Source organism: Anaerolineales bacterium (assembly GCA_022866145.1).
GTDB lineage: Bacteria > Chloroflexota > Anaerolineae > Anaerolineales > E44-bin32 > PFL42.
In genome coordinates this window covers 1-11,086 of sequence record JALHUE010000253.1, presented here as the reverse complement: position 1 = coordinate 11,086, position 11,086 = coordinate 1, and the positions used below count along the sequence as shown (strand labels likewise).

Genomic DNA, 11,086 nt, shown 5'->3' with positions numbered 1-11,086 from the left:
GTTCGGTTCTGGCCGCGCGAGCCGTACATGCGCAGGTCCAGTCCGTTGGAGGTGATGCGGAGCTCGTCACGGTGTGGGCCGAACAGGGTCATGCCTCGGGCAACCTCTTCTGAGCGCTGGCGCTGGACGGCCTCCAGCAGCGAGGCTCGAAGCGTGGGGCGCGAGACGGCGGAAGGCGAGGACGGCAGCGACTTCAAGGGCAGGTCAAGTTGGCCGGCGGCCGGCGCCAGGCTGGAGGTGCTCGGCAGATACTGGAGGCCGAGCGCTTCCTGGCTGCGGGTGAGTTCAGAAAACAGCGGCGCCGCCAAGCGTTCGATTTCCGCCAGGGCCAGGCTGCGACCGCGCATCAAGATGGAACCCAGGTCCGCCAGCTGCTCATCCCAGAAGTCGAGCTGGTCGAGGCCGCGGCGGCTTTCCTGGAGTTGGCGCAGCAAGGCGTTACGCTGTGTGACCACCCGGGCATATTCATGATGACTGACGGCATACTCCGAATCCGCCTGCGAGATGGCGTTGTCCAGATAGCGGCGACGCTCGGAAGGGGCTCCTTCCACGATCACCAGGTCATGCGGCTGGAAGAGGACGGCATTCAAACCCGTGGTCAAGTCCGCCGGGCGCCGCCGGATTCCGTTGATCAAGATCTCCTTCTGCAGACGGCCTTCCTCACCGTCGGCGCTGCGGCTGGCGATCAGGCGGATCTCGATCCGCTGCAGGCGATCTCCGCGCTGGACCTCGGCCGACAAGCGAAAGAACGGGGCTGACTCCTGCAGGCTGAGGAAGTTGATCAGCTGGCGGTCGCTGCTGGCGTGGACAGAGCTGGCCGTGGCCAGATAGCCGATCGCCTCGAGCAAGCTGGTCTTGCCCTGGGCATTGGCTCCGACGATCAGGGTAGCGCCGGGAGAGAGGCTGGTTTCTAGGCGGGCGAAGTTGCGGAAGTTGGTGAGCGAGAGGTGGCGGAGTTGCATGCGCGGAGGATTCTAGCCGGGTGATCCGGCGTGGCCCGGAAGGCGAGCCGGCCTACACCGGAACGGCGGCGGCAGCCGCCTCCTGCGGCTCCGGCCGCCAAACCTCGCTTGCGCGGTCGATGTACAGGATGCCGTCCAGATGATCGATCTCGTGCTGGAAGATGCGTGCCAGCCAGCCCGTTGCCTTGACCCGCATCGGTTGACCCTGGCGGTTCAGCCCCTTGACGGTCACGGCCTCCGCCCGATAGACGGTCCCGAGGTAGCCGGGGATCGACAGGCAGCCCTCGACGCCGGCGACGCTCTCGGAGGAGCGGCGGACGATTTCGGGATTGACCATGAGGTGCAGCTTCGGCACTTGCGGGATCTCGCCCTGGGTTTCGTCCTCGTCGGCGTATTCAACGACGATCAGCCGTTGACTGACGCCGACCTGCGGTGCGGCCAGCCCGACCCCCGGCGCAGCCCGCATGGTCTCGACCATGTCCTCCAGCAGCTGCCGGATCTCCGGCGTGACCTCACGGACCGTGTGGGCGCGGGTGCGCAGCACAGGGGCTGGCGAAGTGATGATCTCACGAATCGGCATCTTGTCGAGGCTCTTCGGCTTCCGCCGCATAGGGACGGGAGGACTTGCGTTGGTCGTACAGGTGCATCAATTCTACCATTTCGTCCCGGCGTTGTCCAAGCTCCAGGCCGCGTTTGCGTTGTATCAGCGCTTCCTGGGCGCGCACGATGTCCTGCTGGGCACCCACTGGATGGAACACGCCTTCGAACGTCAGCTGGGTCGAACCGACATTGGCGACGACGTTGCCGAAATTCAGCAACTGGCCGAGCAGGCCCTTGCGATCGACCTCCGTGCCCAGGATGTTGTCGAGGGCCGCCACCTGGCGCTCTTCGTCGCCGAGCGGCTTCTTGTGGATCGACAGGATGTGGGTCGAGCTGATCTGGTAGACCTCGTTTGTCCAATCGGCGAACTCATACAATCCCCACCCCAGCGCGGCGATCACCAGTCCGCCCAGGCCGAGGAAGGTGAGGCCTGCCGGCAGAAAGGCCCAGGCGCCGGCCAGGCTTAGCCCGACCAGCCCCAGGCTGAGCACCAACAGCGTCCCGGGCCACAACAGGTCCCGCAGCAGGCCGGCCCAGTGCTTGCGGTAGGTGATCACGTCACCATCAACGAAGCGCATCTCCAGTGACCAGCGATCGAGGCCGACGGCGTGTGCCGCCCGCTGCGTTGCCGCTCCCGAGATCAACCCGGGCGCCGGAGCCGGGCTCGATTGGGCCTCGGCCCGCGTCTGCAGGCTGCGGGCCATTGCCTGGCGCTCGAGTTGTAGCTGTTGCTCTCGCTGCCGGCGCCAGCCATCCTCGAGCATCAGTGCCAACAGTTCCGGATGGGCGACGGACGGCAGCGTTACCTGCCCGGTGTAGGTGCGGATGACCAGGTCGCCGAACCCAAACCAGCGGCCCGCCACGGTTGAATGGGTATTGAGCGAGAGGATCGTGTGCAGCGGGGCTTCCACCCGGCTGTCATACAGGGCCACCACCTTCTCCATCCAAACAATCCGTTGGTTGGTCAGAACATACGAGTCATTGCGCCAGTCGAACCACTTCCACACGATCGAGCCGATCACCAGCAGCGCCAGGGCTGCGGTTCCCCAGCCAGCCCAGGCCGCCTCAAGCCCGAGGGCGACCGCCAGGACGAAAACCAGCGACAGTAAGAGCGTCATGGGCAGAACCAGGGAGCGCCAGAAGGCATAGGGATGGCGACGCTCGGTAGCCAAGGCCCGCTCGTCCGCCCGCAGCCAGCCGATCGACAACCGGCGCGCTCGATCCTCGACCCTCCCGGCAAAGAGCAGCTCGGCCTCCAGCCCGGGGTGCGCCTCCAGGAAGGCGCGCAGCAGGTTGTGACGCCACAGATACACCTCGGCCGGGGCGCTGGCGCGGCAGGCGTAGGGGAATGGCAAGCGGTCGAGAACCTGATGCGCCCCGAGCAGATCGCCAGTTTGCAGGCTCCCGGGCGATGCTGGGGTTCCCGTCTGTTCGGTTGAGGATGGCCCCAGGATCTCGAGGCTTCCGCTGGCGACCAAGCACAGCGCCTCGGCGGGCGCCCCCACGTCGAAAAGGAGCTCACCGGGGGAAAGGTGCCGGACCCGCAGGCTGCCAGCAACCGACTGCAGCTCTTGCTCGCTCAAGCTGCGCAGCAGAGGCAGCGTGCGCAACAGGTGAACGGCCTGCGGAGCGGCCATAGACAAATTGTAGCATGCGGGAGGCGCGGTCGATCCACGACGGGCGAAAGGGGGCGCATGCTATAATCCGCCTGGAGAAGCGGCTTGGCCAGAAGGAAAACCAAAAGGGACTCTCGAATCCGGACACGAGGCGGCCGATCCTCCGGCCGGTCGGATGCGGGCAAGCGCCGAGCGTCCAGCAAGTCCGGCGTGGCCTCCAGACTATCCATTGCGCTGCCGTCAGGCGTTTGGCCGCTCTCGCGTGAGCGGAAGCTGGACGTGCTCGGCGTCGTCCTGGCCCTAACTGGGGGATTGACGCTCTGGCTGATGCTTTCGGGACCGACCGGCCTAGGGCGGAGTTGGATTCTGCTTCTGCGCTCGTTGGTCGGCTGGGGGCTGATCGTGGTCCCGATCGGCCTGATCGCCATCGGGCTCTGGCTGGTGCTGCGCCACTTCGGCGAACGGCTGCCGCGCCTGACGATCGGACAGATCGTGGGCGTCGGACTGCTGTACCTGGCCCTGCTGGCCGTCTTGCATGCGGTGTTAGGAGCGGACGACTGGGCCCAGACGGTCGAGATGGCACGGCAAGGCCAGGGCGGTGGCATGATCGGGGGAACGATTGCCTACCTGTTGCTCAGCGGGCTGGGAGCCGCTGGGGGGGCGGTTGTGCTGCTGGCAGTGGGCGTTTGGGCGGCGGGCCTGATCAGCCGGACCTCGCTGGTGGCATGGGTGTCACGTCTCCCCCAGCCTGTGCCCGCCCGCCCAGTTGCCGCAGCGCCGACCGTGGCTGCACCTCGGCGTCCGATGGAGGGCACCCCGCCGGGGCCTGGGGCCGCGCCCTCGCGACCCGCCGTGCCGCCCCGGCCGCAGCCGGCGCTCGAGATAGCGCCGGAGGTTGTACCCTCCCAGCCGGCGTGGTCGTTGCCGGAGATTGCCGAGATCCTGGAGCCCGGGGTCGAAGGCAAAGCCGATGATGCCTTCGACCGCCAACGCGCCAAGATGATCGAAGAGACGCTGATGGCCTTCGGCGCGCCGGCGCATGTGGTGGAAACCAACCGCGGCCCGACGATCACCCAATTCGGCGTCGAGCCGGATTTCCTCGACGGACGGGGCGGCCGGCGGACCAAGGTCAAGATCAGCAAGATCTCGGCCCTGGCGGATGACCTGGCGCTGGCGCTGGCCGCGACCTCGATCCGGGTGGAAGCGCCGGTGCCGGGCAAGGGCTTCGTGGGCATCGAAGTCCCCAACCCGGAGGTCTCCCTGGTGGCGCTACGCGACCTACTGGAGTCGCCGCAGGCGCGCAAGGTGACCTCGAAGCTGCGCATCGCCCTCGGCCGCGATGTCTCCGGCCAGCCGATCGCGGCTGACCTGGCATCGATGCCGCATCTGCTGATCGCCGGCACAACGGGCTCGGGCAAGTCGGTGTGCGTCAACGCCATTATCGCCTGCCTGCTGATGCAGGCCACCCCCGACGAGCTCAAGTTCGTCATGGTCGATCCCAAGCGGGTCGAGCTGACCTTCTACAACGGTGTACCTCACCTGCTGGCGCCGGTAGTGGTGGATCTGGAGCGAGTCGTGCCGGCCCTGCAGTGGGTGGCGCGCGAGATGGACGAGCGCTACCGCAAGTTCGCCCGTGACGGCGCCCGCAACATCATGGAGTTCAACGCCAAGGCGGCGGCTGCCGGGCAGAAAGCCATGCCGTTCCTGGTCGTGGTCATCGATGAACTGGCGGATCTGATGATGATGGCCCCGGACGAGACCGAGCGGGTGGTGACCCGCCTGGCACAACTGGCGCGGGCCACGGGGATTCACTTGGTGATCGCCACCCAGCGCCCGTCGGTGGACGTGGTCACCGGCTTGATCAAGGCCAACTTCCCCTCCCGCATCGCCTTCGCCGTGGCCTCGTCGGTCGACAGCCGGGTGATCCTCGACCAGCCGGGGGCGGAGCGGCTGCTGGGCCGGGGGGACATGCTCTTCCAGGCGCCGGATGCCGCCGCCCCGGTGCGCATGCAGGGCGCCTACGTCTCCGAGATCGAGCTCAACCGCCTGATCCTCTTCTGGCGGGCGGCGGCCCGCACCGGCGAAAGCCCGAGCGCGGGTACCGCCCTGCCGGTGGGGATGGCGCTCCCATCCGGCGTCCCGCTCAAGCAGGCGCCGCTCTGGGAGGAGATGGAAGGCGGCAAAGGGGCGGAGGCAGGGGATCCGCTGTATCCGGAGGCGGTGGCGATTGTGCGCGGCATGCGCCGGGCGTCAATCTCGCTGCTGCAGCGGCGGATGCGTATAGGCTATACCCGCTCCGCCCGCCTGATCGATCAGCTCGAAGCCAACGCCATAATCGGACCGGCCAAGGAGGGTTCGCAGGCACGCGAGGTGCTGGACTACGGCCCCCTGCCCATGGGGGAAGGGCCGGAGTGAAGGCCGGGGAGCGGGGGCGGCCCCGGGCGCGTTGCGCCTGAGTGCCTCTCGTGCTACCATTACAAAACGTCCGTCAAGAGAAACTCTGAGACCCGATCGGTCGTCAGGCCTTCGATGAAAGGGGTGCTCACCGGCAGGACAACTTCTCCGCACGCAGCCTCAAAGACAACGTGGATCGCGGGCCGGACCGGCCCGAACCAGATACCCTGAGGAGGAATAGAAGGAATGAAGAAGTCATACGCCTTACTGTCGCTGCTCGTCATGGCGGCCCTGGTGCTGTCGGCGTGCGCACCGGCGGCCACCGAGGCCCCGGCGCCCCCCGAAGCTCCGCCGGCCGCTCCAACCGAGGCCCCACCGCCTCCGCCGACCGAGGCCCCACCGGAGCCGACGGGCCTGGTCTGCCAGGTGACCGACACCGGCGGCATCGATGATAAGTCGTTCAACGCCACCGCCTGGAAGGGCGTGACCGACTCGATGGACCAGCTCGGCGTCGAGGGCAAGTACCTCGAGTCGCAGCAGCAGACCGACTACGAGAAGAACATCAACGCCTTCATCGAAGAGGGCTGCGATCTGATCGTGACCGTCGGCTTCCTGCTGGGTGACGCCACGGCCGCCGGGGCCACGGCCAATCCGGATGTGAGTTTCACGATCGTCGACTACGCCTATGACCCGACGATCCCGAACGTGGTCGGGCAGGTGTTCAACACCAATGAGGCCGCCTTCCTGGCTGGCTATGCCGCTGCCGGCATGACCAAGACCGGCAAGGTCGGCACCTTTGGCGGCATTCAGATCCCGCCCGTGACCGTGTTCATGGACGGCTTCGCCCTGGGCGTCGACTACTACAACGCTCAGAAGGGCACCGCGGTCGAGGTTCTCGGCTGGGATCCTGCGGCGCAGACGGGCCTGTTCACCGGCAACTTCGAGAGCACCGATGACGGTCGCCGCCTCGGCGAGACGCTGATGGACGAAGGCGCCGACATCATCATGCCGGTCGCTGGCCCCGTCGGCCTGGGCACGGCAGCCGCCGCCCAGGAACGCGGCAACGCCTACATCATCGGCGTGGACTCTGACTGGTTCCTGACCGCCCCCGAGTACGCCGCGATCATCCTGACCTCCGTCCTGAAGAACATGGACGTGACGACGATGAATGTGGTCAAGACGGTGCTGGATGGGTCGTACGCCGGTGGCGTGACAGTCGGCACGCTGGAGAACGGCGGTGTCGGTCTGGCGGACTTCCATGACATGGCCTCGATGGTTCCTGCCGAGTTGCAGGCTGAGCTCCAGGACGTTGCGGCCAAGGTCATTGCGGGCGAGATCAAGACCTCCCCGTAAGGTCCTGAATACTGTGGGGCTGGGGGCAGCTCTCGCTGCCCCCAGCCTGTATTACCAGCCCTGCACCGGTCGGCCGCGCTTCCACACGGTGATCGGGCGCCAGATGGGCACGGCGGCAAGCGCAATCCCCGCCCGGAGTCGTGCCTGCGCTCCGCCAGGCAGGTGAACGGGCGCAGCCTGGGGGGAGCATGGCTCCTGTCCTCGAACTCAAGCAGATCAGCAAGCGTTTTCCCGGCGTGTTGGCGAATGACCACATCGACCTGACCCTCGAGCAGGGGGAGATCCATGCCTTGCTCGGGGAGAACGGCGCCGGCAAGACGACGCTGATGAATATCCTGTACGGCCTGTACAAACCGGATGAAGGCGAGATCCGCGTGCGCGGGCAGGCGATCGAGGTCCACTCCCCGTCCGACGCCATTGCCGCCGGCGTGGGCATGGTGCACCAGCATTTCATGCTCGTGCCGGTCTTCACCGTCACTGAAAACGTCATGCTTGGCGAAGAGACGCTGCGGGCCGGGGTCGTCCTCGACCGCAAGACGACCGCCAGGCGGGTCGCCAAGATCTCCGAGCAGTTCGGCCTGGCGGTCGATCCGGACGCATACGTGCGTGACCTTCCTGTAGGCGTGCAGCAGCGGGTGGAGATTATCAAGCTGCTGTACCGCGAGGCCGACATCCTGATCCTGGATGAGCCGACTGCGGTGCTGGCGCCGCAAGAAGCCGACGAACTCTTCAAGATCATGCGTTCTCTGGCGCAGCAGGGAAAATCCATCATCTTCATCACCCACAAGCTGCGCGAGGTGCTCGATGTTGCCGACCGGATCACCGTGTTGCGGCGTGGAGCGGTAGTGGGTTCGACGACCCCGGCTGAGGCCGACAAGGCCAAGCTGGCGGCGATGATGGTCGGGCGAGCGGTGCAGCTCGAGGTGGATAAGGAAGCGCACAAAGCGGGCGAGCCCGTGCTGCACGTCACCGACCTGGTGGTGATTGACGACCGTCGTCAGGTGGCGGTGGACGGGGTGACCTTCGATGTCCGCGCCGGCGAGGTGTTGGGTGTGGCGGGCGTGCAGGGCAATGGCCAGACCGAGCTGGTGCAGGCATTGACCGCGCTGCGCAAGGTCGAGTCGGGCACGATCATGCTGCTGGGCACCGATCTGAGCCGGGCGACGCCGCGCTCGGTCACCGAGGCTGGCGTGGCCCACATCCCCGAGGACCGTCAGCGCGACGGATTGATCCTGCCCTTCCCAGTCTCCGAGAATCTGGTGTTGCAGACCTACTATCTGCCGCCCTACAGCAAGGGTGTGAACATCCAGTACGCGGCGATCGATGACAACGCCCGCATGCTGATCGGGGAGTTTGACATCCGCACTCCCGGCCCGGGCACGCCAGTCGGCTCCCTCTCGGGCGGCAACCAACAGAAGGTGATTGTGGCGCGGGAGTTCTCGCGACCCATCCAACTGCTTGTCGCCTCGCAGCCGACCCGCGGACTGGATGTCGGATCAATCGAGTACATCCACCGGCGCATCATCGAGAAGCGCGATCAGGGATGCGCCGTGCTGCTTGTGTCGCCCGAACTGGACGAGGTGATGCAGCTTTCCGATCGAATCGCCGTGATGTATCGCGGCAAAATCGTCGCTATCTTGAACGCCGAAGAAGTCAGCAAGGCATACGTCGGCCTGCTGATGGCGGGTGTGCCCCTCGAGCAGGCGGGCCAGCCGAGCCGGCCGACCAAGGTCGAAGTCACGCTGTAGCGAGGAAGCTCTTGGCGACCAATCCGTCTCCTAAGCCCGATGCCTCCAAGGTCCTCGTCCAAGAATTGATGGGGGAGGGCCCCAGCCAGCTCACCAAGTCGCGCTGGCGCAAGATCGCTGACCTGGTGTTGGTGCCGTTGTTGTCGGTATTCACGGCGCTGTTGATCGGAGCGGTGATCATCGCGCTGAGCTCCGAAGACGTCTGGGTGGCATTCCGCGACTCGATCGGGGCCGGCCTGAAAGCCTCATTCGAGTTGATCGTCAGCACCTACGCCGCCCTGTTCGCCGGCGCCATTGGCGACCCGGCCAAGATCAAGGCTGCTCTGGAAAGCGGCGACCCGATGGCGATCCGCCGTGCCTTCAACCCCTTCTTTGAAACGCTGGTGGCGTCGACCCCCTACATCTACGGCGGTTTGGCGGTCGCCCTGGGCTTCCGGGGCGGGCTGTTCAACATCGGCGTGGAAGGCCAGCTGTTCATCGGTGCGATCACGTCTGCCTTCGTCGGCTACTCGCTCACCGGTTTGCCGCTGTGGATCCATCTGCCGCTCACGCTGCTGGCGGGATTTGCCGGCGGGGCGCTGTGGGGCTTCATCCCCGGCTATCTCAAGGCCCGCACCGGCGCGCACGAAGTTATCAACACCATCATGCTCAACTACATCGCTTTCCGGCTCTCCGACTGGCTCCTCACCGGCCCGATGAAACGGCCGGACTCGTTCAACCCCGTGAGCCCGTTCATCCAGGATACCGCCAAGCTACCGCGCTTCTTCGACAGCCCGATCCGCTTTCACGCTGGCTTCTTCTTGGCCCTGATCGTGGCCTACCTGGTCTACTGGTTCCTGTTCAAGACCCGCTGGGGTTTCGACCTGCGTAGCGTGGGCGCCAACCTTCACGCCGCCCGATACGCCGGGATGAGCATCTTCCTGTGGACGGTGATGGCGATGACGCTCTCGGGTGGGTTGGGCGGCCTGGCCGGCTCGAATGAGGTCCTGGGGGTGAACTACAACCTGGCGATGGCCTTCTCCTCCGGCTACGGCTTCGACAGCATCGCCCTGGCGCTGCTGGGCAAGAGCCATCCCCTGGGGGTGGTGCTCTCGGCGCTGCTCTTCGGGGCGCTGCGCAACGGGGCCACTCGCATGATGGTGGTCTCCGGCATCCCGATCGACATCATCTCGATCCTGCAGGCGCTGATCCTGGCCTTCATCGCTGCTCCGGCGATCATCCGCACGATCTACCGCCTGAAGGCCCCAGCGGAGGGCGATGAGGGAATCGCCCTGCGGGGATGGGGGTCGTAGTCGATGGCCACAGTCGCATTTCATCGTGAGTTCGTCCGTGTCTCCCCCACCCGTCAGCGGGTGATGGGCGTGGTGTTCCTGGGCTTCGGGCTGGGACTGCTGTTCTTCGGCCTGCAGACCTCGCCGCAATCGGTGACGACCTTCGGCCTGACGGCCGGCGGCTTCGATGTCACCCCGCTGCCGAACCTGGTGCTGCCGACCCAACTGACGCTGTACGTGCTGGCCGGGATCGCCGGCGTGGTGGGGCTGGTGCAGCTGGTGCGCGGCTTCGGCCGCTGGACGACACTGATGCTGGGACTGGTGGCCGGGGCCTTTGTCTTTGGCTTCCTGGTCTGGTCGGCGGCCGATAAGTCGCTCAACCTGGCCGGCTTGATCGCCACGACGCTCTCGGCGGCTGTCCCCATCACGCTGGGCGCGCTGTCGGGCGTGCTTTCCGAACGGGCAGGTGTCGTCAACATCGCCATCGAGGGCATGATGTTGATGGGGGCAATGGTGGCGGCCCTTTTTGGCTCGATCGCTGGCAATATGTGGGTGGGATTGATTGCGGCCGTGGCTGCCGGCGCCCTGCTGGCGCTGATCCACGCCGTGTTGTCGATCAAGTACAAGACCAATCAGATTGTATCTGGGACGGTGATCAACATCTTCTCGATCGGCATGACGTCCTTCATCTCGGCCAAGTTCATGCAAGAGTACCAGGTGTTGAACAATCCGCCAGTGTTCACCGCCTTCGGCATCCCCGGGTTGGTGAACATCCCGTTCATCGGGCCGATCCTGTTCTTCAACAACCTGTTCGTCTACGCCCTGTTCATCTTCCTGGCGCTGATTCACTTCGCTCTGTTCTACACCCGCTGGGGACTGCGTACTCGGTCCGTTGGTGAACACCCGCGGGCGGCCGACACGCTGGGAATCAACGTCTTCCGCACGCGCTACGTGGCCGTCCTGCTGAGCGGCATGATGGCCGGATTTGCCGGGGCCTACTTCACTCTCGGATCCGTTGGGCGTTTCGACGAGGTGATGACGGCCGGGCGGGGCTTCATCGGCCTGGCGGCGATGATCTTCGGCAACTGGATGCCGTTCGGCGCCTTTGGGGCTGGCCTGCTCTTCGGCTTCGCCGATTCGCT

8 protein-coding genes are annotated in these 11,086 nt (G+C 65.9%); 5 read left to right on the top strand and 3 right to left on the bottom strand.

All coding sequences use genetic code 11. The features are described 5' to 3' along the window. The 3 genes from recF to MUO23_07955 all read right to left on the bottom strand — a co-directional run. A partial coding sequence (gene recF / locus MUO23_07965) for a DNA replication and repair protein RecF (protein ID MCJ7512890.1) occupies positions 1 to 962 on the bottom strand: 962 nt, incomplete at its 3' end. 52 nt (positions 963 to 1,014) lie between these two features. Then, a complete protein-coding gene (gene def, locus MUO23_07960; protein MCJ7512889.1) occupies positions 1,015 to 1,542 on the bottom strand; it encodes a peptide deformylase in 528 nt (175 codons plus the stop codon). After that, positions 1,529 to 3,199 carry a cyclic nucleotide-binding domain-containing protein gene (locus MUO23_07955; protein ID MCJ7512888.1) on the bottom strand — a complete coding sequence of 557 codons (1,671 nt, stop codon included), beginning with the start codon at positions 3,197 to 3,199 and terminating at the stop codon, positions 1,529 to 1,531. Before MUO23_07955 ends, def begins: the two co-directional genes overlap by 14 nt. 189 nt (positions 3,200 to 3,388) lie before the next feature. On the opposite strand from MUO23_07955, the gene MUO23_07950 reads away from it, so the two are divergent. The 5 genes from MUO23_07950 to MUO23_07930 all read left to right on the top strand — a co-directional run. Beyond that, positions 3,389 to 5,593, top strand: coding sequence for a DNA translocase FtsK 4TM domain-containing protein (locus MUO23_07950; GenBank protein MCJ7512887.1), 2,205 nt, complete (start codon positions 3,389 to 3,391; stop codon positions 5,591 to 5,593). Positions 5,594 to 5,818: 225 nt separating this feature from the next. Then, entirely contained in the window at positions 5,819 to 6,925 is a 1,107-nt protein-coding gene (locus tag MUO23_07945; GenBank protein MCJ7512886.1) for a BMP family ABC transporter substrate-binding protein, read from the top strand. Positions 6,926 to 7,113: 188 nt separating this feature from the next. Beyond that, entirely contained in the window at positions 7,114 to 8,673 is a 1,560-nt protein-coding gene (locus MUO23_07940) for an ABC transporter ATP-binding protein (GenBank protein MCJ7512885.1), read from the top strand. 11 nt (positions 8,674 to 8,684) lie between these two features. Further along, on the top strand, positions 8,685 to 9,965 hold the full coding sequence (locus MUO23_07935; GenBank protein ID MCJ7512884.1) for an ABC transporter permease: 1,281 nt from the start codon (positions 8,685 to 8,687) through the stop codon (positions 9,963 to 9,965). Positions 9,966 to 9,968: 3 nt separating this feature from the next. Next, the coding region (locus MUO23_07930) for an ABC transporter permease (protein ID MCJ7512883.1) at positions 9,969 to 11,086 on the top strand (1,118 nt) is incomplete at its 3' end.

What these genes read in the sequence shown, in the direction of transcription:
- def (MCJ7512889.1), bottom strand. Translation starts at nt 1,542, where the DNA reads ATGCCGATTCGTGAGATCATCACTTCGCCAGCCCCTGTGCTGCGCACC.
- MUO23_07940 (MCJ7512885.1), top strand. Translation starts at nt 7,114, where the DNA reads ATGGCTCCTGTCCTCGAACTCAAGCAGATCAGCAAGCGTTTTCCCGGC.
- MUO23_07945 (MCJ7512886.1), top strand. Translation starts at nt 5,819, where the DNA reads ATGAAGAAGTCATACGCCTTACTGTCGCTGCTCGTCATGGCGGCCCTG.
- MUO23_07955 (MCJ7512888.1), bottom strand. Translation starts at nt 3,199, where the DNA reads ATGGCCGCTCCGCAGGCCGTTCACCTGTTGCGCACGCTGCCTCTGCTG.